Annotated in this window: 21 protein-coding genes and 1 riboswitch; of the genes, 6 read left to right on the top strand and 15 right to left on the bottom strand. The window is 53.2% G+C overall.

What is annotated here, in order from left to right:
• The first annotated feature begins 389 nt into the window (after window positions 1–389).
• On the top strand, window positions 390–1,979 hold the full coding sequence (gene purH / locus PMI17_RS03735; protein WP_007886262.1) for a bifunctional phosphoribosylaminoimidazolecarboxamide formyltransferase/IMP cyclohydrolase: 1,590 nt from the start codon (window positions 390–392) through the stop codon (window positions 1,977–1,979).
• 18 nt (window positions 1,980–1,997) lie between these two features.
• Entirely contained in the window at window positions 1,998–3,278 is a 1,281-nt protein-coding gene (gene purD, locus PMI17_RS03740) for a phosphoribosylamine--glycine ligase (RefSeq protein WP_007886263.1), read from the top strand.
• A gap of 44 nt (window positions 3,279–3,322) precedes the next feature.
• On the opposite strand, the gene PMI17_RS03745 is transcribed toward purD, so the two are convergent.
• The 6 genes from PMI17_RS03745 to nudC form a co-directional block, all read right to left on the bottom strand.
• Complete coding sequence (locus tag PMI17_RS03745) at window positions 3,323–3,988, bottom strand: DUF1481 domain-containing protein (protein ID WP_007886264.1); 666 nt, start codon at window positions 3,986–3,988, stop codon at window positions 3,323–3,325.
• A gap of 68 nt (window positions 3,989–4,056) precedes the next feature.
• Window positions 4,057–4,329, bottom strand: a complete 273-nt coding sequence (gene hupA, locus PMI17_RS03750) for a nucleoid-associated protein HU-alpha (protein ID WP_007886275.1) — start codon at window positions 4,327–4,329, stop codon at window positions 4,057–4,059.
• A 188-nt stretch (window positions 4,330–4,517) separates the two neighbouring features.
• On the bottom strand, window positions 4,518–5,108 hold the full coding sequence (locus PMI17_RS03755; protein WP_007886277.1) for a YjaG family protein: 591 nt from the start codon (window positions 5,106–5,108) through the stop codon (window positions 4,518–4,520).
• Between the two features lie 62 nt (window positions 5,109–5,170).
• A complete protein-coding gene (gene nfi, locus PMI17_RS03760) occupies window positions 5,171–5,839 on the bottom strand; it encodes a deoxyribonuclease V (protein ID WP_007886280.1) in 669 nt (222 codons plus the stop codon).
• Window positions 5,840–5,841: 2 nt separating this feature from the next.
• On the bottom strand, window positions 5,842–6,909 hold the full coding sequence (gene hemE / locus PMI17_RS03765; protein ID WP_007886282.1) for a uroporphyrinogen decarboxylase: 1,068 nt from the start codon (window positions 6,907–6,909) through the stop codon (window positions 5,842–5,844).
• 39 nt (window positions 6,910–6,948) lie between these two features.
• A complete protein-coding gene (gene nudC / locus PMI17_RS03770; RefSeq protein WP_007886283.1) occupies window positions 6,949–7,722 on the bottom strand; it encodes an NAD(+) diphosphatase in 774 nt (257 codons plus the stop codon).
• Between the two features lie 88 nt (window positions 7,723–7,810).
• Between nudC and PMI17_RS03775 the strand changes: the two genes are divergently transcribed.
• From PMI17_RS03775 to thiE, 3 genes are all read left to right on the top strand, one after another.
• Window positions 7,811–8,317 carry an Rsd/AlgQ family anti-sigma factor gene (locus PMI17_RS03775; RefSeq protein ID WP_007886284.1) on the top strand — a complete coding sequence of 169 codons (507 nt, stop codon included), beginning with the start codon at window positions 7,811–7,813 and terminating at the stop codon, window positions 8,315–8,317.
• Between the two features lie 235 nt (window positions 8,318–8,552).
• Window positions 8,553–8,653, top strand: a riboswitch (TPP riboswitch).
• Window positions 8,654–8,743: 90 nt separating this feature from the next.
• Complete coding sequence (gene thiC / locus PMI17_RS03780) at window positions 8,744–10,669, top strand: phosphomethylpyrimidine synthase ThiC (RefSeq protein ID WP_007886285.1); 1,926 nt, start codon at window positions 8,744–8,746, stop codon at window positions 10,667–10,669.
• Window positions 10,666–11,313, top strand: a complete 648-nt coding sequence (gene thiE / locus PMI17_RS03785) for a thiamine phosphate synthase (protein WP_007886286.1) — start codon at window positions 10,666–10,668, stop codon at window positions 11,311–11,313. Before thiC ends, thiE begins: the two co-directional genes overlap by 4 nt.
• Window positions 11,314–11,469: 156 nt before the next feature.
• Here thiE and PMI17_RS03790 read toward each other — a convergent pair whose 3' ends face one another.
• The gene (locus tag PMI17_RS03790; RefSeq protein WP_007886287.1) at window positions 11,470–12,921 is read right to left on the bottom strand and encodes a PLP-dependent aminotransferase family protein; all 1,452 of its coding nucleotides are present in this window, start codon (window positions 12,919–12,921) and stop codon (window positions 11,470–11,472) included.
• A gap of 175 nt (window positions 12,922–13,096) precedes the next feature.
• Between PMI17_RS03790 and PMI17_RS03795 the strand changes: the two genes are divergently transcribed.
• Complete coding sequence (locus PMI17_RS03795) at window positions 13,097–13,285, top strand: DUF1127 domain-containing protein (RefSeq protein WP_007886288.1); 189 nt, start codon at window positions 13,097–13,099, stop codon at window positions 13,283–13,285.
• Between the two features lie 66 nt (window positions 13,286–13,351).
• On the opposite strand, the gene rpoC is transcribed toward PMI17_RS03795, so the two are convergent.
• The 8 genes from rpoC to secE form a co-directional block, all read right to left on the bottom strand.
• On the bottom strand, window positions 13,352–17,575 hold the full coding sequence (gene rpoC, locus PMI17_RS03800; protein ID WP_007886289.1) for a DNA-directed RNA polymerase subunit beta': 4,224 nt from the start codon (window positions 17,573–17,575) through the stop codon (window positions 13,352–13,354).
• A gap of 78 nt (window positions 17,576–17,653) precedes the next feature.
• Window positions 17,654–21,682: a DNA-directed RNA polymerase subunit beta gene (gene rpoB, locus PMI17_RS03805; RefSeq protein WP_007886290.1), complete on the bottom strand. Its 4,029-nt coding sequence runs from the start codon at window positions 21,680–21,682 to the stop codon at window positions 17,654–17,656.
• Between the two features lie 332 nt (window positions 21,683–22,014).
• Window positions 22,015–22,377, bottom strand: a complete 363-nt coding sequence (gene rplL, locus PMI17_RS03810) for a 50S ribosomal protein L7/L12 (protein WP_007886292.1) — start codon at window positions 22,375–22,377, stop codon at window positions 22,015–22,017.
• Window positions 22,378–22,443: 66 nt separating this feature from the next.
• A complete protein-coding gene (gene rplJ, locus PMI17_RS03815; RefSeq protein WP_007886294.1) occupies window positions 22,444–22,941 on the bottom strand; it encodes a 50S ribosomal protein L10 in 498 nt (165 codons plus the stop codon).
• A 349-nt stretch (window positions 22,942–23,290) separates the two neighbouring features.
• Window positions 23,291–23,995 (bottom strand): 50S ribosomal protein L1, encoded by a 705-nt coding sequence (gene rplA / locus PMI17_RS03820; RefSeq protein WP_007886296.1) that lies wholly within the window; start codon window positions 23,993–23,995, stop codon window positions 23,291–23,293.
• Between the two features lie 3 nt (window positions 23,996–23,998).
• Complete coding sequence (gene rplK, locus PMI17_RS03825) at window positions 23,999–24,427, bottom strand: 50S ribosomal protein L11 (RefSeq protein WP_007886298.1); 429 nt, start codon at window positions 24,425–24,427, stop codon at window positions 23,999–24,001.
• A 148-nt stretch (window positions 24,428–24,575) separates the two neighbouring features.
• Complete coding sequence (gene nusG / locus PMI17_RS03830; protein ID WP_007886300.1) at window positions 24,576–25,121, bottom strand: transcription termination/antitermination protein NusG; 546 nt, start codon at window positions 25,119–25,121, stop codon at window positions 24,576–24,578.
• A 1-nt stretch (window position 25,122) separates the two neighbouring features.
• Window positions 25,123–25,506, bottom strand: a complete 384-nt coding sequence (secE, locus tag PMI17_RS03835) for a preprotein translocase subunit SecE (RefSeq protein ID WP_007886301.1) — start codon at window positions 25,504–25,506, stop codon at window positions 25,123–25,125.
• Window positions 25,507–25,750: the final 244 nt, after the last annotated feature.

Raw genomic sequence — 25,750 nt, forward strand, 5'->3', positions numbered from 1 at the left:
TTTCAGCGCTTTCATCCGGCGGAAGTTCTTTCGAAGCTTCCTCACCAACACCACATTTCGTAAACCGTTGTGCCGTGTTGATGGATGCGCATTATAGGGAGTTGTTCTCAGCACGCAACCGCTAAATTCAACAAAAACAACCGTTCGCTGCATTCCACAGCAAAACCCCGCCTTATACGCAGTTACGCACATAGTTATCCACACACAAGCGCACAAATGAATTTAGGCGAGCATCACGCAAACGTTTTCGCTACAATGCCCGGCGACGTCAAGGATGCCCCTTTTGGGGCGTTACATGAGGCAAGTGCTTCCTTCTATATAGAAGAAAGACACTAAGCTTGATGTAACGCTCTTTTTTACGCGAAACAAAGCCAAGGGATAAAACCACCATGCAACAACGTCGTCCTGTACGCCGCGCTCTGCTCAGTGTCTCTGATAAAGCCGGTATCCTCGAATTTGCTCAGGCACTCTCCAGTCGTGGTGTTGAGCTGCTCTCCACAGGCGGTACTGCACGTCTGCTGGCAGATGCGGGCCTGCCCGTCACCGAAGTTTCTGACTACACCGGTTTCCCGGAAATGATGGATGGACGCGTCAAAACGCTGCACCCGAAAGTGCACGGTGGCATTTTAGGCCGTCGCGGCCAGGATGATGCGATCATGGCACAACACGCCATCAACCCAATCGACATGGTGGTTGTGAACCTTTATCCCTTCGCCCAAACCGTTGCCAAACCTGATTGCTCGTTAGCTGACGCAGTAGAGAACATCGATATTGGTGGTCCAACTATGGTTCGCTCCGCAGCCAAGAACCATAAAGACGTCGCGATTGTGGTGAAGAGCAGCGATTACGAGGCGATCATTGCCGAGCTGGATGCTAATGAAAACTCACTTACGCTGGAAACGCGTTTCGATCTGGCCATAAAAGCCTTCGAACACACTGCCGCCTACGACAGCATGATTGCCAACTACTTCGGTAGCCTGGTTCCGGCTTATCACGGCGACAGCAAAGAACCTGCCGGCCGCTTCCCACGTACGCTGAATCTCAACTTCATCAAGAAGCAGGATATGCGTTACGGCGAGAACAGCCATCAGGATGCTGCCTTCTATATAGAAGAGAATGTGGCGGAAGCTTCCGTTGCTACTGCGCAGCAGGTTCAGGGTAAAGCGCTCTCCTACAACAATATCGCCGATACCGATGCTGCACTTGAGTGCGTGAAAGAGTTTGACGAAGCGGCGTGTGTCATCGTCAAACACGCCAACCCATGTGGTGTCGCGGTTGGCGGTTCGATTCTCGACGCTTACGAACGTGCCTACAAAACTGACCCGACTTCCGCGTTCGGCGGCATCATTGCCTTCAACCGCGAACTCGACGAAGCCACCGCGCAGGCCATCATCAGCCGCCAGTTTGTGGAAGTGATCATTGCTCCGTCCGCCAGTGAAGCAGCATTGAAAGTGATCGCCGCTAAACAGAACGTGCGCGTTCTGGTATGCGGCCAGTGGCAAGGCCGCGTTGCGGCGCTGGATTTCAAACGCGTAAACGGCGGCGTGCTGGTGCAGGATCGTGATTTAGGTATGGTGGAAGCCAGCCAACTACGCGTTGTTAGCAAGCGCCAGCCAACTGAGCAGGAACTGCGTGATGCGCTGTTCTGCTGGAAAGTGGCGAAATTCGTTAAATCCAATGCCATTGTTTATGCGCGCGACAATATGACTATCGGCATTGGCGCCGGTCAGATGAGCCGTGTCTATTCAGCCAAAATCGCTGGCATTAAAGCGGGTGATGAAGGCCTGGAAGTGAAAGGTTCGGCGATGGCGTCTGACGCATTCTTCCCGTTCCGTGACGGTATCGACGCCGCAGCAGCGGTCGGCATCAGCTGTGTGATTCAACCGGGTGGTTCAATCCGTGATGATGAAGTGATTGCCGCAGCTGATGAGCACGGTATCGCGATGATCTTCACCGACATGCGTCATTTCCGCCATTAATTGTTGGGAGCAGTACAGATGAAAATTTTAGTGATTGGTAACGGCGGACGTGAACACGCGCTGGCGTGGAAAGCAGCACAGTCGCCGCTGGCGGAAACCGTGTTTGTCGCACCAGGCAATGCCGGCACCGCACTCGAGCCAGCGCTGCAAAACGTGGCCATCAGCGCTACCGACGTTCCCGCACTGTTAGCTTTTGCGCAGCAGGAAAAGATCGATCTGACTATCGTCGGTCCGGAAGCGCCGCTGGTCATTGGCGTGGTTGACGCATTCCGTGCCGCAGGTCTGAAGATCTTTGGCCCAACGCAGGCCGCTGCTCAGCTGGAAGGCTCAAAGGCCTTCACCAAAGATTTCCTCGCGCGTCAGCAGATCCCAACCGCCGAGTACCAGAACTTCACCGAAGTGGAACCTGCGCTGGCGTATCTGCGTGAGAAAGGCGCACCGATCGTCATCAAAGCTGACGGTCTGGCTGCAGGTAAAGGCGTAATCGTGGCGATGGAACTGGCTGAAGCAGAAGCCGCAGTGCAAGACATGCTGGCCGGCAATGCGTTCGGCGATGCAGGTCACCGCATTGTGATTGAAGAGTTCCTTGATGGCGAAGAAGCCAGCTTTATCGTCATGGTTGACGGCAACAATGTGCTGCCGATGGCCACCAGCCAGGATCACAAACGTGTCGGCGATGGCGATACCGGCCCAAATACCGGTGGCATGGGCGCTTATTCTCCGGCACCCGTGGTAACCGATGAGATCCACCAGCGCGTGATGGATCAGATCATCTGGCCAACCGTTAACGGCATGAAGGCAGAAGGCAACATCTATACCGGTTTCCTGTATGCCGGTTTGATGATCGATAAAGCCGGCCAGCCAAAAGTGATCGAATTCAACTGCCGCTTTGGCGATCCAGAAACCCAACCGATCATGCTGCGTCTGCAGTCGGATCTGGTTGAGCTGTGCCTGGCAGCTACCGACGGCAAACTGAATCAGAAAACCTCACATTGGGATCCGCGTCCATCACTGGGCGTGGTATTAGCGGCGGGCGGCTATCCGGGCGATTATCGCACCGGCGATCAGATTCACGGTCTGCCGCTGGAAGAAGTGCCGGACGGCAAAGTCTTCCATGCCGGTACCACTATGAAAGATGATTTGGTGGTCACCAACGGTGGTCGTGTGCTGTGCGTAACCGCGCTGGGCGACGATGTCGCTGCTGCGCAGCAGAATGCTTATGCACTGGCGCAACATATCTCGTGGGATGGCAGCTTCTATCGCCGCGATATCGGTTACCGCGCAATTAACCGCAAATAAATACGCGAAGGGGCACTGCACGTGCCCCTTCTATTATTCACCCGTCAGAAATCGCTCTCTTGCGGCTGCCAGCTACATTCGTCATCCGGCGTCGTGCGTAGTAACTGCACCCCTTCCGGCGCTTCCAGCCACGACACCATTAATGGCGCGGCATGGCCTTGCTGCTGGCGCGCGAGCGCATATAGCGTGTCACGATCGAAGGCCGCGTTCACCACTTTATCGTCGCATTCTCGCACCTGATTATCACCCAGCCAATGGCCCTGCCGCAGCAATACCCGCCCTTCCAGCAAGGCATTACTTTGGTCCAACATGCGCTGCGCATCGAAGCGATACAACTCTACGCTATCGGCACTGACCGCTTCACGTCGACCAGCCAGCTGGCGCTGCATGAAATTAAGATTGCCTTGATGATCGAAGCGTAAGGTCACGTCGTCCGGCTGTGCGCCAGCGACACGTCGCTCTACGCTAATCAGCTTCTGCTGCTGCCAGTTGTAATCGGTGGTCTCCATCGCATCACCATTGAACGGCGTAAAGACGGTTCGGAGATGGACAGCCTGATGGTCACTATTCTTGCGCCAGATGCGCACGGTGCCGCGATCGGCCAGATAGCCGCTCGCCGTAAAGGCAGGAAGATCGGGAGTGGAGCTACAGCCCGTAAGCAGCGCACCAAATAACAGGGCGCAGACGCGCTGAGAAATTGGATTCAGCATGGCAGGTCCCGGCAACAAAAAGGGGCGCTAACGCCCCCTCTTTTAAAGCTAAACCGCAATGCGGAAACTTACTTAACAGCGTCTTTCAGAGCTTTGCCTGAAACGAACGCAGGTACGTTTGCCGCAGCGATTTTGATCTCTTTGCCAGTCTGCGGGTTGCGACCGGTACGCTCAGCGCGGTGGTTCACTTTAAAAGTACCAAAACCAACCAGTTGTACAGCATCACCTTCTTTCAGAGACTCAGTGATCGCAGCCAGGGTAGATTCCAGCGCAGTCTTAGCCTGGGTTTTAGACAGGTCAGCTTTCTCTGCGATCACATCAATCAGTTGAGTCTTGTTCATAAGTTATCCTTAAAGTGTATTTATCGCTTGCTAAGCAACGAGTGCGAGGGAAAAGCCATTCTCAGGCCTTGTTCAGCCGGCACGCACCGATAGCCACAATTTTCAGCCCCCCAAATGTAGACCAGACAGGGGGCCGATGTGAAGCCTCCAGGCGCGGTAATTCGGGCCTGAAGTCACGTTTTCTTGCCTTATTGCTGAAAAAGTATACCGATGTTACTGATTCCCGCTTCGCGCAGGTCTGCACGCAGACCTTTAATCAATTCCAGGTCGCGTTCCTCGCACTCTGACAGCAGGCGGAAAATCTCCCACTGCAAGTCCCATTCATCGATGACAGGCTGATTTTCACGCAGCTCTTCGTCGGTCATTTCGCGACCGGCCTGGGTCATTTCCAGAATAGCCACGGTGGTGATCGAAGTGCGGCTGACTTCAACCGCGTGCTCCAGCGTTTCACCGCTGAGCTGAGCATGCAGTAATTCACTTAATGCCACGCACGCATCGATTGCCGGGTGCACGCCGTAAACGTCAAAATCGTCACCGTCAGGGATCGCGCTTTCAAATTTCTCCAGCTGACCGTCGAAATTGATTTTGGCGTCTTTGACCGTCAGGCTTTCCCAGATTAGATCAAGGATACGGCGATAGAGTTGCGGATCGGCGAATTCGGTCTGCTGGCAGAAAGCCCAATAGTTGGGGAACATGCGCTCGCAGAGACAGGCCATGAAAGTCATATGCTGCCAGCTTTCCAGCTTCGCCAGACGCAAATGGACGGGGTTCTGTAACATCAAACTTACTCTCAATAGGTTAGCTGGCGGCAGTGTACCGCAAAAGCCGGGTGCAAACAGCGTTAACGCGCATTTTGCCAACGCAGGAAAGCCGGGCGTCCAGAGGCGACAGCATCCGCCCAGCGCGTCGGTTCCGGCAGACGATAGCCCGAGGTACAGACTTCCACCCAATGCAAAGCGCTGTCCAGGCTAACGCGATGGCCGGTGGAGATAAACAGCGGATTACAGCGCGCTTTACTGCGCCACACCCAGCCAATCTGCTCACCTTTGTCGATCAACGGCTGACGGCTGCCTGGCTCGGCATCCAGTTCGGCAAAACGTCCGCACAGACGCTTCTTCGCTACGCCAATGGTTGGCACATCCACCAGCGAACCGAAATGCGCCGCCACGCCAAGCCGACGTGGATGGGAAATACCATGACCATCAACAAACAGCAGATCGGGCCGCTGCGAGAGCTGCTGCCATGCTTCCAGCAGCGCCGGCATTTCGCGAAAGGATAAGAAGCCCGGAATATACGGCATGGTGGTAGCAATGCGTGCAATGCGATGTTCCACCAGCGTTAAAGAAGGATACTCAAGGATCACCAGGGCGGCGCGCGTAATCTCGCCACCCTGCTCAAAACCAACGTCAGCGCCACCAATAAAGCGTGGCGGCAGCACGTCAAAATCATCCTGCCGCACCACATCAGCAGCGCGTTGTAACTGTTCCTGGCGAAGGGCGGCTAAATCCACGATTAACCCTGATGATAAGGACGTGACAGACGATGTACCGCTTCCACAAACGCACCAGCATGCTCTGGCGGCACGTCAGGATGGATACCGTGACCCAGGTTAAACACATGGCCTTCACCCGTGCCAAACCCTTCAAGGATCCCTGCCACTTCCTGCTCGATACGCGCTGGCGGTGCATACAGCATGGAGGGATCCATGTTGCCCTGCAGTGCCACTTTATCGCCCACGCGACGACGCGCATCAGCAATATCGGTTGTCCAGTCCAGTCCCAGCGCATCACAGCCGGTTGCGGCGATCGCTTCCAGCCACTGGCCGCCACCTTTGGTGAACAGCGTAATCGGTACGCGGCGACCTTCGTTCTCGTGCAGCACGCTATCAACGATTTTGTGCATGTAGTACAGCGAGAATTCACGATAATCGCGTCCGGTCAGCACGCCGCCCCAGGTATCGAAGACCATGACTGACTGCGCGCCCGCTTTAATCTGCGCATTGAGGTAGAGAATGACGCTGTCCGCCAGCTTATCCAGCAGCAGGTGGAGAGTTTGCGGCTCGGCGTACATCATCTTTTTAATTTTCGTGAAGGCTTTACTGCTGCCGCCTTCCACCATGTAGGTCGCCAGCGTCCACGGACTGCCTGAGAAGCCAATCAGCGGCACTTCGCCCTTAAGGTTGTGACGAATAGTCCGCACCGCGTTCATCACATAGCCGAGCTCTTGCTCGGGATCCGGTACCGGCAGCTTGTCGACATCCGCGCGGCAGGTGATCGGATTGGAGAAACGCGGGCCTTCACCGGTTTCAAAGTAGAGCCCAAGTCCCATTGCATCCGGAATGGTGAGGATATCGCTGAAGAGGATCGCCGCGTCCAGCGCATAGCGACGCAGCGGCTGCAGCGTAACTTCACATGCCAGCTCGGCATTTTTACACAGCGACATAAAATCACCGGCTTCAGCGCGCGTGGCTTTGTACTCCGGCAAATAACGCCCAGCTTGTCGCATCATCCATACCGGCGTGACATCTACCGGTTGACGTAACAGGGCGCGCAGATAACGATCGTTCTTCAGTTCACTCATAATGGGCTCTCTCATGCTAAGGCCGGCAGTGTAGCATTTTCACGTCGCGCTGGCGCGACACAGGGCAACGGTATCTTCAATCAGGCGACGCGCGACGGTGCCGGGCGGCGGCAGAAGCGGTAAATCGTCATAGCGATACCAACCGGCATCCAGCAACTCTTTGCCATCGTGTTGCAGATCACCGCCGTCATATTCCGCCATATACGCCATCATCAGTGAATGTGGGAACGGCCAGGGTTGCGAAGTAACGTAGCGCACGTTTTTCACCCGCACGTTGCTCTCCTCCATCACTTCGCGCGCCACCGCTTGTTCTAAGGTTTCACCCACTTCGACAAAGCCCGCCAGCACGGTGTAAATGTTGTTACGATGACGCGCATGATTGGCGAGCAGGATCTCATCACCACGGCGGATGGCCACGATGATGCACGGTGCAATTTGCGGGTAATAGCGCTCGCGGCAGTGATTGCACAGACAAGCAAATTCGCGCTTGCTGATGTGCATTTCATGGCCGCAATAGCCGCACCAGCGATGCGACCGATAGAACTCCGCCAGTTGCACACCGCGCCCGGCGATTTGGAACAGGCCGACATCTTCATCAATCAGTTGGCGCACCGAGCCCATGCTATCCGGCCGCGCTTCCCGCACCAGCCAGACATTTTCGCCCTGCCATTCGCCAATCAAAATCGCGTGGCTGCCACTAAGTCCAAACTCGGTGGATAAGCCATGCGGCAGCTCGCCTTGCGGCAACCAAAGTTTTTGCTCATGGCTGACAATCCACCATCCAGCGTCTAAGCTTGAGATCTCACGTTGCATCTTAATCGTTGTCCTTAGCGTCAAATCACACGCTGAAACTCTAATATTAAGTGTGTAATAAACAACTATAACCTACCTGGAGCCCCATATGCTTAACCAGTTAGATGACCTGACAGAGCGTGTAGGCGGCGGAAATGAATTGGTCGATTCATGGTTGCGTGCCCGCCGACAGTTGCTCGTCACGTACTATGAGCTTATTGGCATGAAGCCACAAAAAGATGCGTTAACCACGCTGGATGAACAGGCACTCGATGCCTTTTGCCACAATCTGGTGGACTACCTTTCAACCGGTCATTTCAGCGTGTATGAACACATTATTAGTGAGATGCAGGGTGATAACCCGCTGATGGTTGCCGCGCAGATCTATCCGGCATTAGAGGCGAATACAGACCACATGATGCAGCTCTACGACAGCCACCTGCAGCAGGCTATCAACGACGATAATTGCGTGGATTTTCAAACGGCGCTCTCTGAAGTCGGCGAAGTGCTGGAATCACGTTTCACGCTGGAAGATAAGCTGGTACAACTCGCCTGGGATAATCAGCTGGCGCATCTACCGGTTGCCAATGACAGCATCATCGCCCGCCCGGCTTGAATGCCCGCTGTTGTAAAAAACTTGTTATTCGAAAAAAGCCCTCTTATGCTAAATGGGCTTTTTTATTGTCCTCTTTAACGACAATCAAGAGCCAAATTTTGCGATATAAGCGTAGCGTGCGCAGCGAGTTCACGCTCGGACAGCGCGCAGGGACCGGAGCGTACACGTAGTACGTGACGGTCACGAGCACTGCCCAGGCGTGAAATAGCAAGCAAAGTAGCTTATATCGTAAAACACCAACTTGTCGGAGTGCCCAGTGGGGCTGAGACCGTTAATTCGGGATCCGCGGAACCTGATCAGGTTAGTACCTGCGAAGGGAACAAGAGTAGACATTATCAGCACGATGCACGTTGGCGCCCAGCATCGTTTCTGTTACTCCTTCCGAACTCTGGACAAGCAACTTCCAACATTCACAGGAAACTTGCTATGTCTGCTGTTAAAACTTCTCGTCGTGAACAACGTGCTCAGGCACAGGAATTTATCGATTCCCTGCAGGGAACCGCTTTCCCTCATTCAAAACGCATCTGGATCATCGGCAGCCGCGCGGATATTCGCGTACCGATGCGCGAGATACAGCTGAGCCCGACGCACATCGGCGGCAGCAAAGATCATCCGCAGTTTGAGCAGAATGAAGCGGTGCCGGTATATGACACTGCCGGCGCTTATGGTGATCCAGAAGCCACTATTGATGTCCATCAAGGGCTCACCAGGCTACGCGCAGAGTGGATCGCCGAACGTGGTGACAGTGAAACTATCCACCAGCTGAGTTCCCGTTACACCCAACAGCGTCTGGCGGATGAAGGCTTGGATCATTTGCGTTTTGAGCATCTGCCGCAACCGCGTCGTGCCAAAGCGGGACGCTGCGTTACCCAACTGCACTATGCACGCCAAGGCATCATCACACCGGAGATGGAGTTCATCGCTCTGCGTGAAAACATGGGCCGCGAGCGTATTCGCAGTGAAGTACTGCTACAACAGCATCCCGGACACAGCTTTGGTGCCAATCTGCCGGAAAATATCACCGCTGAATTTGTCCGCCAGGAAGTGGCCAGCGGTCGCGCCATTATTCCTTCCAACATCAACCACCCCGAATCCGAACCGATGATTATTGGCCGCAACTTCCTGGTGAAGGTGAATGCCAATATCGGCAATTCGGCGGTAAGTTCATCGATTGAAGAAGAAGTGGAGAAACTGGTGTGGTCAACGCGATGGGGCGCAGACACTGTGATGGATCTCTCAACCGGCCGCTACATCCATGAAACGCGTGAATGGATTCTGCGTAACAGCCCGGTGCCGATTGGTACGGTGCCAATTTATCAGGCGCTGGAAAAGGTGAATGGAATTGCGGAAGATCTCAATTGGGACATTTTCCGCGATACGCTGTTAGAACAGGCGGAGCAAGGCGTCGATTACTTCACCATCCACGCTGGTGTGCTGCTGCGCTATGTGCCAATGACGGCTAAACGTCTCACCGGTATTGTGTCTCGCGGCGGATCGATTATGGCGAAATGGTGTTTGTCACATCACACTGAAAGCTTTCTCTATCTGCACTTCCGCGAGATTTGTGAAATCTGCGCCGCCTACGATGTGGCTCTGTCGCTCGGCGATGGCCTGCGTCCCGGCTCAATTCAGGATGCCAATGATGCAGCCCAGTTTGCCGAGCTGCATACGCTGGGTGAACTGACTAAAATCGCCTGGGAATACGATGTGCAGGTGATGATTGAAGGCCCCGGGCACGTACCGATGCAGATGATTCGCCGCAACATGACCGAACAGCTGGAACACTGCCACGAAGCGCCATTTTACACGCTCGGCCCGCTCACCACCGACATCGCACCGGGCTACGACCACTTCACTTCCGGCATCGGTGCCGCGATGATTGGCTGGTTTGGCTGCGCCATGCTGTGCTACGTGACGCCGAAAGAGCACCTCGGCTTACCGAATAAAGAGGATGTGAAGCAGGGGCTGATCACCTACAAGATCGCTGCGCACGCGGCGGATCTGGCGAAAGGCCACCCGGGCGCGCAGATCCGCGACAATGCGATGTCGAAAGCGCGCTTTGAATTCCGTTGGGAAGATCAGTTCAATCTGGCGCTCGATCCGCACACTGCGCGCGCCTATCACGATGAAACCTTGCCGCAGGAATCGGGAAAAGTGGCGCACTTTTGTTCAATGTGCGGCCCAAAATTCTGCTCAATGAAAATCACCCAGGAAGTACGCGAGTTTGCTGCACGCCAACAGGCTGAAGCTCAGCCGATTGAAATGGGCATGGCGCAAATGGCGGATACTTTCCGCAATCGTGGCGGCGAGATCTATCACGCTGCCGATACCCTTAAAGAGGAAAATGTATGACCGACGCCTTTCCTGCCACGGCCCCGAAACTGGGGCTGTATCCGGTTGTTGATAGCGTGGAGTGGATCGCGCGCCTGCTAGAAGCCGGGGTGCGCACCCTCCAGCTACGCATCAAAGATTGCGAGGATCATGAAGTTGAAGATGCGGTGCGCGAGGCAATTGTGCTCGGCAAGCAGTATCGTGCACGCCTGTTTATCAATGATTACTGGCGCTTAGCCATCAAATACCATGCTTATGGTGTGCACCTTGGCCAGGAAGACCTCGATGTTGCCGATCTGGCGGCGATTCGTGAGGCAGGATTGCGCCTGGGTTTATCGACGCATGATGATGCCGAACTGGACCGCGCGCTCGCGCTGCGCCCTTCTTACATTGCACTTGGCCACATTTATCCCACGCAAACTAAAGACATGCCATCAGCTCCGCAGGGCGTGGTGGAATTGAAACGTCATCTGGCGCGGTTGCAGGGTGTGCCAACCGTGGCGATTGGTGGTATTTCACTGGCGCGCGTACCAGAAGTTCTGGCAACAGGCGTTGGCAGCATTGCGGTGGTAAGTGCGATAACTCAGGCAGCAGACTGGCGCGCGGCAACGCAGGAGCTGCTGACGCTGGTTGAAAACGGAATCGAACCCGCAGAGTCGATGTAACGCGCTGTAAGTTTTGATGAAATGCTGGAATCTGCCGCGCAGCAGTAGGATGTGACGGCTAGCATCCTGTCCTGACAAGGCTAAAGTGTGCCTGCCCGCTGTCGCTTGCAGCGGGCCAGGGCTGGTCTTAACCTCTCCCAGCCCTGCCTTTCTCTATTACGTCAGGGAGGCGGTATGCACAGTTTCAACACCACAGGCCAGCATGGCACGTTCTACTGCTGCACCGAGTTGGGCTATCGCCTGCTCTGTATGCTCATTCATTGGCAAACCGTAATTCAGGCGCAGGCAGTTACGATATTTGCCCGAGGCCGAAAACAGAGACCCCACCGCGACCTGCATGTTCAGCTCACGCAACTCGTTATTCAGTCTTACCGCGTCAAACGCCTCTGGCAACTCAATCCACATCAGGAAGCTGCCCTGCGGACGCGACACGCATATTCCGCACGGGAAATAGTGGCGCACCCAGCAGCTAAAGGTTTCATAGTTACGTTGATACACCTGACGCATGCGCCGCAGGTGCGGCAGATAGTGACCAAGGCGAATAAATTCGGCGACCGCATGCTGAGGCTGTGTTGCCGTCGAACCGGTGCTGATGTACTTCATATGCAGTACGCGATCGCGATAGCGCCCCGGCGCTACCCAACCCACGCGCAATCCCGGCGCCAGCGTCTTGGAGAACGAACTGCACAGCAACACGCGGCCATCCTGATCCAGCGATTTGATGGTAACGGGGCGCGGATATTCCCACGCCATTTCGCCATACACATCGTCTTCAATAATCGCGGCATCAAAACGCTGCGCCAGCGTTACCAGCGCACGTTTGCGAAATTCGGGCATGATAAAGCCCAGCGGGTTATTGCAATTCGGCACCACCACCACCGCTTTAATCGGCCACTGCTCGAAGGCGAGTTCCAGCGCTTCCAGACTGATACCCGTCACCGAATCGGTGGGAATCTCAATGGCGCGAATGCCGAAGCCACGCAAGGTCTGCATGGTGCCGTGAAAAGTGGGCGATTCGACAGCAATGATGTCTCCCGCCTGGCATATTGCACGAATGGAGATCGACAACGCTTCATGGCAGCCGGTGGTGATCACGATATCTTCAGCAGTAAGCTGGCAACCGCTGTCGATCGTCAGTCGTGCGACCTGTTCGCGCAACGCTGCAACGCCCAGCAAGCTGTCATAGTTGAGTTGATCAACATCCTGTTTCTGCGCCATGCGGCTTTGAATTTTCCACAGCGGTTTCAGTGTTGGCTGAGTCAAATCGGGCATCCCGCTTCCGAGTTGCAGTACATCGCTATTAGTCCGGCTGCTGAGCAGCTCCAGTACCGATTCCCACTGGGTAATCTCTACCGGACGCTGTGCAGGTCGGGTTAAGGCGGGTACGGGCGGCGTCGCTTTACGCGTTGCAACGAAATAACCGGAACGCGGCTGCGGCACGATCAGCTGTTTCTCTTCCAGCAGATGATACGCCTGCTGCACCGTGCTGATGCTCACACCGTGTTCCAGGCTGAGCGTGCGTACCGATGGTAAACGTTCGCCGCTGCGGTACAGCCCTTGCTCTATCCGATCGGAGAGCAGACATGCTAAATGTTGGTAACGCGTCATCGTATGCCTCAACCAGCGAGTAATCACATAAAACCAGTACAGATACCCAGCATTATTACCATTCAGATCTATTGAATGGCAATCTGTATGTTAAAGATAAGTGTTTTTTGCGTCTGTATCATAATGCGTAGGAATTGGACAATGCATCTCAGGCAACCTACTGAGGGCAAGAATAATGGAATTCGATCAAAACCGCGCAGCTAAACCTTTTGATGTAACTTTACTGGATATTTTCCGCGGTGCAGTGCGCATGGTGAAAAACTGGAAAGCACGGCGTGACACTCATCGTATCCTGTCAAAATTGAGTGATAACCAGCTTCGCGATATCGGACTCACACGTGACGACGTCTGCCGTAAGTTCTGACAAAATTGCGACGAAAAAAAACCCTGCCGAGGCAGGGTTTTTTATTGGTCAGCTTTAGCAGACGAATTACTCGTCGTCGCTTCCGCCCAGACCGGCGTTCAGCAATTCTGCCAGGCTAGCAGAGGCTTCATCCGCAGTAACCTGCGGTGCAACCGGTGCTTCACCCGCAGAGCGGCGACGCATACGATCCTGGTGATAAGCATAACCGGTACCGGCTGGGATTAGACGACCCACGATCACGTTCTCTTTCAGGCCGCGCAGTTCGTCGCGCTTGCCTGCTACTGCTGCTTCGGTCAGGACACGTGTGGTCTCCTGGAACGATGCTGCAGAGATGAACGATTCAGTTGCCAGTGACGCTTTGGTGATACCCAGCAGATCGCGCATGAACGTCGCGCCGATTTTGCCATTCGCTTCAAGTTCACGGTTAGAGATCTTGATGCGAGAGTATTCAGCCTGCTCACCTTCCAGGAAGTCGGTGCTTCCCACGCTCGAGATAGTTGCTTTGCGCAGCATCTGACGAACGATGACTTCAATGTGTTTATCGTTAATCTTAACGCCTTGCAGACGGTAAACTTCCTGCACTTCGTTAGTGATGTAACGGGTCACAGCATGGACGCCACGCAGACGCAGGATGTCATGCGGAGACTCTGGGCCGTCAGATACGACGTCACCACGTTCTACACGCTCACCTTCGAATACGTTAAGCTGACGCCATTTTGGAATCATCTCTTCGTACGGATCGCTACCATCAACCGGCGTAATCACCAGACGACGCTTACCTTTGGTCTCTTTACCGAAGGAGATGATACCGCTGATCTCCGCCAGGATTGCTGGCTCTTTCGGACGACGCGCTTCGAACAAGTCAGCAACGCGCGGCAGACCACCGGTAATATCCTTGGTACCGCCAGATTCCTGCGGAACACGCGACAGCGTGTCACCGGCACTGATCTTAACGCCATCTTCCAGCTGAACAATCGCTTTGCCCGGCAGGAAGTACTGAGCTGGCATATCGGTACCTGGAATCAGCACATCATTTCCGTTGGCATCGATAATTTTCAGCGCAGGACGCAGATCTTTACCACCCGCAGTACGTTCTGCAGAGTCCAGAACCACCAGCGATGACAGACCGGTTAAGTCGTCAGTCTGACGGGTAATGGTCTGGCCGTCGATCATGTCAGTGAAGCGAATGAAACCGCCCACTTCAGTAATGACCGGCATGGTATGCGGATCCCAGTTTGCTACGGTCTCGCCCGCTGCAACCTGCTCACCGTCACCTTTGGCCATGACCGCACCGTAAGGCACTTTATAGCTCTCTTTGGTACGACCGAACTCGTCGATCATTTTCAGCTCAACGTTACGTGAAACGATAACCAGTTTCCCTGAGGAGTTGGTTACTGACTTCGCGTTGGTCAGCTTGATAGTACCTTTGTTCTTCACCTGGATGCTGGATTCAGCAGCCGCACGAGATGCCGCACCACCGATGTGGAATGTACGCATCGTCAGCTGAGTACCCGGCTCACCGATGGACTGTGCTGCGATAACGCCGATGGCCTCACCTTTATTGATGATGTGACCACGTGCCAGATCGCGACCGTAGCAGTGTGCACATACACCGAAGTCGGTTTCACAACCAACAACCGAGCGCACTTTGATGGCATCGACTGAATTCAGTTCGATCACATCACACCAGTGCTCATCGATCAGGGTGTTACGCGGAATCAGGATATCTGCAGTGCCCGGCTTCAGAACGTCTTCAGCCGTTACACGACCCAGTACACGCTCACGCAGTGGCTCTTTAACGTCGCCACCTTCGATGACCGGAGTCATCATGATGCCTTCGAACGTGCCGCAGTCATCTTCGGTAACCACGAGATCCTGCGCTACGTCTACCAGACGACGCGTCAGATAACCGGAGTTAGCAGTTTTCAGTGCGGTATCCGCAAGACCTTTACGCGCACCGTGCGTGGAGATGAAGTACTGGAGTACGTTCAAACCTTCACGGAAGTTCGCGGTGATCGGCGTTTCGATGATTGAGCCATCTGGCTTAGCCATCAGACCACGCATACCGGCCAGCTGACGAATCTGTGCAGCAGAACCACGCGCACCGGAGTCGGCCATCATGTAGATGCTGTTGAACGATACCTGCTGCTCTTCTTCGCCGTGACGGTTAATCACAGTTTCAGTTTGCAGGTTATCCATCATCGCTTTGGAAACGCGTTCGTTAGCGGCGGCCCAAATATCGATAACTTTGTTGTAACGTTCGCCAGCAGTTACCAGACCAGACTGGAACTGTTCCTGAATCTCAGCAACTTCCGCTTCCGCTTCCGCTACGATTTCCGCTTTCTTCGCTGGGATCACCATGTCGTCGATACCGACAGAGGCACCTGAACGGGCTGCATAAGCAAAACCGGTGTACATGGTTTGGTCAGCAAAGATAACGGTCGGCTTCAGGCCCAGGATGCGGTAACAGGTGTTCAGCATCTTGGAAATCGCTTTCTTACCCAACGCCTGGTTGACGATGGAGTAAGGCAGGCCTTTCGGTACGATCATCCACAGAATCGCACGACCAATGGTGGTGTCGATAATGCTGGTTTTCGCAACGAACTCTTCCTGCTCGTTCTTGGTGTATTCAGTGATACGCACTTTAACGCGTGCATGCAGCTCAGCCAGGCCAGCGCGATAAACACGCTCAGCTTCTTTCGGGCCAGTCAGCACCATGCCTTCGCCTTTGGCGTTCACTTTGTCGCGGGTCATGTAGTACAGACCCAGAACAACGTCCTGTGAAGGAACGATGATTGGCTCGCCGTTCGCTGGTGACAGAATGTTGTTGGTCGACATCATCAGCGCACGCGCTTCCAGCTGGGCTTCCAGCGTCAGCGGTACGTGAACAGCCATCTGGTCACCATCGAAGTCGGCGTTATAGGCCGCACAAACCAGCGGGTGCAGCTGAATTGCTTTACCTTCGATCAGAACCGGTTCAAACGCCTGGATACCCAAACGGTGCAGAGTTGGTGCACGGTTCAGCAGTACCGGGTGTTCGCGGATCACTTCGTCCAGGATATCCCAAACGACAGCTTCTTCGCGCTCAACCATTTTCTTCGCGGCTTTGATGGTGGTGGCGAGGCCACGCAGTTCCAGCTTGCCGTAAATGAACGGTTTGAACAGCTCAAGAGCCATTTTCTTCGGCAGACCGCACTGATGCAGACGCAGGTATGGACCAACGGTGATGACTGAACGTCCAGAGTAGTCAACACGTTTACCCAACAGGTTCTGACGGAAACGACCCTGTTTACCTTTGATCATGTCTGCCAGAGATTTCAACGGACGCTTGTTCGAGCCAGTGATGGCGCGACCACGACGGCCGTTATCCAGCAGTGCATCAACCGCTTCCTGCAGCATACGTTTTTCGTTACGTACGATGATGTCTGGCGCAGCCAGATCCAGCAGACGTTTCAGACGGTTGTTACGGTTGATCACGCGACGATACAGATCGTTCAGATCCGACGTAGCGAAACGACCACCATCCAGCGGTACCAGCGGACGCAGATCTGGCGGCAGAACCGGCAGAACGGTCAGGATCATCCACTCTGGCTTGTTACCAGATTGAACGAACGCTTCCAGCAGCTTGATACGCTTGGTCAGCTTCTTACGTTTGGTCTCGGAGTTGGTTTCGTTCAGCTCTTCGCGCAGCTGCTCGCACTCTTGCTCCAGATCCATATTTTTCAGCAGCGCCTGGATAGCTTCCGCACCCATCTTCGCATCGAATTCGTCACCGAATTCTTCCAGCGCGTCAAGATACTGCTCTTCCGTCAGAATCTGACGTTTTTCCAGGTTGGTCATGCCACCTTCGATAACCACATAAGATTCGAAGTACAGCACGCGCTCGATATCACGCAGTGGCATATCCAGCAGCAAGCCGATACGCGAAGGCAGTGATTTCAGGAACCAAATGTGCGCAGTAGGTGAAGCCAACTCAATGTGGCCCATGCGCTCACGACGTACTTTGGTCTGTGTAACTTCAACGCCACACTTCTCACAGATCACGCCGCGATGTTTTAAACGCTTGTACTTACCGCACAGGCATTCGTAGTCTTTTACCGGTCCGAAAATACGGGCACAGAAAAGGCCGTCACGCTCTGGCTTAAAGGTACGATAGTTAATGGTTTCCGGCTTTTTAACTTCACCAAAAGACCATGAACGGATCATGTCTGGCGAGGCCAGAGCAATTTTGATCGCATCAAACTCTTCGGTCTTAGTTTGCGCTTTCAGAAACTTAAGTAAGTCTTTCACGGATTAGCTCCCGTCGGAGTGGAACTCTCAGGGACGCGCACCCGAAGTGCACGTCCCGTAACCAGTACTTGCGAGTACTTACTCGTCTTCCAGCTCGATGTTGATACCCAGCGAGCGAATCTCTTTCAACAGTACGTTGAAGGATTCAGGCATGCCCGGTTCCATCTGATGGTTACCGTCGACGATGTTTTTATACATCTTCGTACGGCCGTTAACGTCATCAGATTTAACGGTAAGCATTTCCTGCAGGGTATACGCGGCACCGTATGCTTCCAGTGCCCACACTTCCATCTCACCGAAGCGCTGTCCACCGAACTGCGCTTTACCACCCAGCGGCTGCTGAGTAACCAAGCTGTAAGAACCGGTAGAACGTGCGTGCATCTTGTCGTCGACCAAGTGGTTCAGTTTCAGCATGTACATGTAACCTACGGTTACCTGACGCTCAAACTGCTCACCGGTACGGCCGTCGAACAGGGTAATCTGACCGGAAGAAGGCAGACCGCCGAGCTGCAGCAGCTCTTTGATTTCGCTCTCTTTCGCACCGTCAAACACCGGAGTCGCGATTGGCATACCCTTCTTCAGGTTTTCTGCCAGACGCAGCACTTCGTCGTCGGTAAAGGTGTTCAGGTCAACTTTCTGACGCACATCGGTGCCCAGATCGTAAGCACGCTGGATAAACTCACGCAGTTTGGAGACTTCTTCCTGCTTCTTCAGCATCGCATTGATTTTTTCACCAATGCCTTTCGCCGCCATACCAAGGTGAGTTTCCAGAATCTGACCGATGTTCATACGCGATGGTACGCCCAGCGGGTTCAGTACGATGTCGACCGGCGTACCGTTCTCATCGTAAGGCATGTCTTCGATAGGGTTGATCTTAGAGATGACACCCTTGTTACCGTGACGACCTGCCATCTTGTCACCAGGCTGGATCTGACGTTTAACGGCCAGATACACCTTAACGATTTTCAGCACGCCTGGTGCCAGATCATCGCCTTGAGTGATTTTGCGACGCTTAGCTTCAAGTTTTTTCTCAAACTCGTGCTTCAGCTCGTCGTACTGCTCAGCCAGCTGCTCCAGAGAGTTCTGCTTCTCTTCGTCAGTCAGGCCCAGCTCCAACCAGCGCTCACGTGGCAATTTGTCCAGCTTGTCAGCTTCAACGCCACCCGAGATCAGTACTGCCTGGATACGACCGAACAGGCCAGCTTCAAAGATCTGCAGTTCTTCAGACAGGTCTTTCTTAACCTGCTTCAGCTGCATCTCTTCGATTTCCAGCGCGCGCTTGTCTTTTTCCACGCCATCGCGGGTGAAGACCTGCACGTCGATAACAGTACCGGATACGCCGTTCGGAACGCGCAGTGACGAATCTTTCACGTCAGAGGCTTTTTCACCGAAGATCGCACGCAGCAGTTTTTCTTCTGGGGTCAGCTGGGTTTCACCTTTCGGCGTCACCTTACCAACCAGAATGTCGCCACCAGTCACTTCCGCACCGATATACACGATGCCGGATTCATCCAGCTTAGAAAGCGCCGCTTCACCCACGTTCGGGATATCAGCGGTGATCTCTTCTGGCCCCAGCTTGGTGTCACGAGACACACATGCCAGTTCCTGAATGTGAATGGTAGTGAAACGGTCTTCCTGAACCACACGCTCGGATACGAGGATGGAGTCTTCGAAGTTGTAACCGTTCCATGGCATGAACGCCACGCGCATGTTCTGACCCAGCGCCAGTTCACCGAGATCGGTAGACGGGCCATCTGCCAGCACGTCGCCACGTTCAATCGGCTCACCCAGATTCACACATGGCATCTGGTTGATGCAGGTGTTCTGGTTAGAACGGGTGTACTTAGTCAGGTTGTAGATATCGATGCCCGCTTCGCCCGGATACATCTCTTCTTCGTTAACTTTAATAACGATACGAGACGCATCAACGTACTGAACGGTACCACCACGTTTCGCGACGGCAGTTACACCGGAGTCAACCGCAACTGCACGCTCCATACCGGTACCAACCAGCGGCTTATCAGCACGCAGAGTTGGAACCGCCTGACGTTGCATGTTCGCACCCATCAAGGCGCGGTTAGCATCATCGTGCTCCAGGAACGGAATCAGTGACGCACCGACAGAAACCACCTGCTGGGTGGAAACATCCATGTAGTCAACTTGATCGCGGCTGAACAGGCTTGATTCACCCTTGCTACGGCAGGTGACGAGATCGTCAACAAAGCTGCCATCGTCTGCAAGGTTGGTGTTCGCCTGAGCGATAACGTAGTTACCCTCTTCGATTGCAGAGAGGTAATGAATTTCGTCACTCACTTTGCCGTCAACAACACGACGATACGGGGTTTCAAGGAAACCGTATTCGTTAGTCTGCGCGTAAACAGAAAGTGAGTTGATCAGACCGATGTTCGGGCCTTCCGGGGTTTCGATAGGACATACACGACCGTAGTGAGTTGGGTGTACGTCACGTACTTCGAAGCCGGCGCGCTCACGAGTCAGACCGCCTGGGCCCAGAGCAGAGATACGACGTTTGTGCGTAATCTCAGACAACGGGTTGTTCTGATCCATAAACTGTGACAGCTGGCTTGAACCGAAGAACTCTTTCACCGCCGCCGAAATCGGCTTAGCGTTGATCATGTCCTGCGGCATCAGCGTATCGAGGTCGCCAAGAGACAAACGCTCTTTAACTGCACGCTCAACACGAACCAGACCTACACGGAACTGGTTTTCAGCCATTTCACCGACTGAACGAATACGACGGTTACCGAGGTGATCGATATCATCCACTTCACCGATACCGTTACGGATACCGATAAGTTTCTTCATCACTTCGATGATGTCGTCTTTGCTCAGGATGCCTGAACCTTCGATCTCATCACGCAGCAGAGAACGGTTGAACTTCATGCGGCCTACCGCAGAAAGATCGTAACGATCTTCAGAGAAGAACAGGTTCTCAAACAGGTTTTCAGCGGCTTCACGCGTCGGTGGCTCACCAGGACGCATCATGCGGTAGATCTCAACCAGCGCGCTTAAGCGATCGTTGGTTGGGTCAACACGCAGGGTCTCGGAGATGTACGCACCGTGATCCAGGTCGTTGGTGAACAGCGTTTCAATGCGCTTGTGGCCTGACTGGCTCAGTTTCGCCAGCAGATCCAGTGACAATTCCATGTTGGCAGGAACGATCAGTTCGCCGGTGTTCAGATCGACGTAGTCTTTAGCAACTACTTTGCCAGCAATGTATTCAACTGGCACTTCGATATGCTGAATGTTGTCTTTTTCCAGCTGACGGATGTGGCGCGCAGTGATGCGACGACCTTTCTCAACGTAGACCGTGCCGTTGGCTTCGATATCGAAGGAGGCGGTTTCACCACGCAGGCGCTCAGGCACCAGTTCCATCTGCAGTTTATTATCGCGGATTTCATAAACGACTTTGTCAAAGAACAGATCGAGGATTTGTTCTGAGGTGAAGTTTAACGCGCGCAGAATGATACTGGCCGGCAGCTTACGACGACGGTCAATACGGACGAAGAGGTTGTCTTTCGGGTCAAATTCGAAGTCGAGCCATGAACCGCGGTAAGGGATGATACGTGCGTTATACAGCACTTTACCGGAAGAGTGCGTTTTACCCTTATCGCTATCAAAGAACACGCCTGGAGAACGATGCAGCTGAGAAACGATAACACGCTCAGTACCATTGATGACAAAGGTACCGTTGTCTGTCATGAGTGGAATTTCACCCATGTAGACTTCTTGTTCTTTAATGTCTTTTACGGTGCCTTCCGGCGCTTCGCGCTCGTAGATCACCAGACGCAGTTTCACGCGCAGCGGTGCCGAATAGGTCACGCCACGGATCTGACATTCAGTTACGTCAAAGACAGGCTCACCCAAACGATAGCTGACATACTGCAACTCAGAGTTGCCGCTGTAGCTTGAGATCGGGAATACGGAGCGGAAGGCTGCTTCCAGACCGTACTGGCCTTCTGGATCTTGCTCGATAAACTTCTGGAACGAGTCAAGCTGGATAGAAAGGAGATATGGAATGTCCAAAACTTGCGGACGTTTACCAAAATCCTTACGAATACGTTTTTTCTCGGTATAGGAGTAAACCATGGGGTTCCTCAGCTAGCTGACATGTCGAACCACGCTGTCCGTCCTGAAAAGGACAGTTCATGCAACACTATTTTTTGTTTTTCATGCGATGCGCTGCACCCCATGCAATACATCTTTCTATCACTCTTAAATCATTTCATCGCCGTTGTTCAGGCAGGGAACCTTCACAGGAGAGCGATATATTAAGGCGTCGATAGAAAAAGATATTGAAGAGGAATGACGGACAAACAGTGCGAAACGCCATCATTCCCCTGTAGCGCAAAAAGGCTGGTGACCTGAAGAGCCACCAGCCATCAGCCTAATGTTACTCAGGCTGCAACCCGAGGGTTGTCTTACTTAACTTCAACTTCAGCGCCAGCTTCTTTCAGAGCAGCTTCAAGAGCGGCTGCGTCATCTTTGCTGATGCCTTCTTTGATAGTACCAGTAGCTTCAACCAGGTCTTTAGCTTCTTTCAAGCCCAGGCCAGTTGCAGTACGTACTGCTTTGATTACTGCGACTTTGTTAGCGCCAACAGCTTTCAGAACTACGTCGAATTCAGTTTTCTCTTCAACAGCTTCAGCTGGGCCAGCAGCAACAGCTACAGCGGCAGCAGCAGAAACGCCGAATTTTTCTTCCATAGCAGAAACCAGCTCAACTACTTCCATTACGGACATAGCGGCAACAGCTTCCAGAATTTGGTCTTTAGTGATAGACATATCGATTGTTCCTAAAAATCAGAAAAAGTTTATACGGTAGCAAGCACGAAGGAAAAGAATTTGGCCTTAAGCCGCTTCTTTTGCATCGCGCACAGCAGCCAGAGTACGAACCAGTTTGCCAGCAGCGGCTTCTTTCATGGTCGACATCAGACGTGCCAGTGCTTCTTCGTAAGTCGGCAGAGTTGCCAGACGGTCAATATTGGCCGCCGTGATCAGCTCACCTTCAAAGGCTGCAGCTTTGACCTCAAATTTTGCATTCGCTTTCGCGAAATCTTTGAACAGACGAGCAGCAGCGCCCGGGTGTTCCAAAGAGTATGCAATCAGGGTCGGACCAACAAACGTGTCTTTCAGGCACTCGAATGGAGTACCTTCAACGACGCGGCGCAGCAGGGTGTTACGAACAACACGCATGTAAACGCCAGCTTCACGACCTGCTTTACGCAGTTCGGTCATTTTATCAACGGTCACGCCACGGGAATCCGCAACAACCGCTGAAAGCGCGCCTTTGGCTACTTCGCTAACTTCAGCAACAATCGCTTGTTTGCCTTGAAGATTTAATGCCATTAGCTTTTGCTCCTGGATTGACCGGGAATAATTTCCCGGAACTCACTTCACTTATTCACCCGAGGGCGATAAGCGCTATTACACGGTGAGCAGAATCCAGTGAAGAAAAAATTCTTTTTGGTTCTGTCACCGTCTACGCAGGGTATTAAGCAAGATATCCGAAAATATTCTGCTCCTGCGGTCTTGGACGGAGGCCAGGATAAGGCCTGGCTCCAACCTAAGCGAATGAACTGCTAAGTGTTTAGACTTAGCTGATCATTCACTTTGAATCTGGGTTCTGGATTGAATGTTTAACCAGAACAACGGGCGTAAGATTCTAGATGAATTTTTCGCCCGTTACAAGCAGCAATTAGTTTGCTGATGCGCTCAGACCAGCCTGGTCAACGGCAACGCCGGCGCCCATGGTGGTAGAGATGCTGACTTTCTTGATGTACACGCCTTTCGCCTGTGATGGTTTCGCTTTTTTCAGCGCAACCAGCAGAGATTCCAGGTTTTCTTTCAATTTGTCAGTGTCAAAATCCACTTTACCAATGGTGGTGTGGATGATGCCGTTTTTGTCGTTACGATAACGAACCTGACCTGCTTTAGCATTTTTAACTGCTTCAGCAACGTTAGGAGTTACAGTACCAACTTTCGGGTTAGGCATCAGACCGCGTGGGCCCAGAACCTGGCCCAACTGGCCAACAACGCGCATTGCATCTGGAGATGCGATAACAACGTCAAAGTTCATTTCGCCTTTCTTAATCTGCTCAGCCAGATCTTCCATACCTACCAGCTCTGCGCCAGCTGCTTTAGCAGCTTCAGCATTTGCGCCTTGGGTGAAGACAGCAACACGTACTGAACGACCAGTACCGTGTGGCAGAACGGTCGCGCCGCGCACGTTCTGATCAGATTTACGTGCATCGATGCCGAGGTTAACAGCAACGTCAACGCTTTCTACGAACTTAGCAGTAGCCAGTTCTTTCAGCAGAGCAACAGCTTCGTTGATGTCGTACTGCTTAGTAGCATCAACTTTGTCACGGATTACGCTCATGCGCTTGGTCAGCTTAGCCATTTATTAATCCTCTACTACCAGGCCCATGGAACGTGCAGTACCTTCGATAGAGCGAGTCATCGCTTCTACGTCAGAACCAGTCATGTCCGCAGCTTTAGTTTCTGCGATTTCACGTACCTGAGCACGGGAAACTTTACCGACTTTATCTTTGTTCGGCTTACCAGAACCAGACTTGATGCCCGCTGCTTTTTTCAGCAGTACGGCAGCCGGAGGGGTTTTGGTAACGAAGGTGAAAGAACGGTCGCTGTATACGGTGATAACAACAGGAGTAGGCAGGCCTTTCTCCAGGGATTCAGTCTTAGCGTTGAACGCTTTGCAGAATTCCATGATGTTAACACCCTGCTGACCCAGAGCTGGACCAACAGGTGGGCTTGGGTTAGCCATACCAGCTGCAACCTGCAGCTTAACGTAGGCTTGTACTTTCTTGGCCATGATAATTCCTCAATTGGGTTATAACGCCTGAAAAACAGGCTCCCCGTGATAACGATTTATACGCCGTTGCCGGCACATAAAAACAAAAGGCGCGAAATTATAGGTAAATTTCGCGCCTTTCGCAAGAGCTAAAAAGTGAACAAAAGGGTTAACCTTTCTCCACCTGAGCAAAGTCGAGTTCCACTGGCGTTGCGCGGCCAAAGATGGAAACAGACACTTTCAAGCGGCTCTTCTCGTAGTCCACTTCTTCGACCACACCGTTGAAGTCGGCAAACGGGCCATCGCTGACGCGAACCATCTCGCCTGGCTCGAACAGTGTTTTTGGACGCGGTTTATCACCAACCTGCTGCAGACGGTTCATGATCGCGTCAACTTCTTTGTCACTGATTGGCGCTGGACGGTCAGAAGTACCACCAATAAAGCCCATAACACGCGGTACGCTACGCACTAAGTGCCAGCTGGCGTCATTCATCACCATCTGAACCAATACGTAGCCAGGGAAGAATTTACGTTCGCTTTTGCGGCGCTGGCCGCCACGGATTTCAACGACTTCTTCAGTCGGCACCATGACTTCGCCAAAAAGCTCTTCCATGTTGTGCAGTTTGATATGCTCGTGCAGCGACTTTGCTACACGTGCTTCAAAACCGGAGAACGCCTGAACGACGTACCAGCGTTTTTTTGGAGCTTCAGACATCTCAGAACCTCAGGCCAGTGATAAACGATACCAGGCGGACCAGAATGCCATCCAGCCCCCACAAAATCAGTGACATCACGGCAGTTACCGCGGCAACGATTAACGTGGTGTGCAGTGTTTCCTGGCGAGTTGGCCAAATGACCTTACGCATTTCGGTTTTTGCTTCACGAGCAAATGCCACGGTCGCTTTACCTTTGATTGTCAGCAATGCAATGCCGCCTGCGGCAGCAATCAGCACAACTACAGCCAGCGCGCGCAGAGGCAATGTTACATCGCGATAAATATAGTTGCCGACGATTGCTACCAGGAGCAAGGCGACCACAACTACCCATTTCATCGCTTCAAGGCCGCGCCCGCTTCCTTGAGCTTCGGTATTCGCACTCATAAACCAACCTGCCACAATAATTCAGAAACTATTCTGCCCCGCAGAGCGAGGCATCCAAACCGAATGAGCTGTTGAGCGTAACTCGGTATCCAACGCCGTGAAACAGAGCCTGTCTCAACAATGATTATGATTGAAAATCACTGATGAGCCAGGTTCTATGTAACAGCGTGCAAAAAGGGCATCAAATGATGCCCTTTCCTTGTGCATTGCGTCAAATGTTATCGCAATTAAGCGATAATTGTAG

Origin of the sequence: Pantoea sp. GM01 (assembly GCF_000282675.1) — a bacterium.
Lineage (GTDB): Bacteria > Pseudomonadota > Gammaproteobacteria > Enterobacterales > Enterobacteriaceae > Pantoea > Pantoea nemavictus.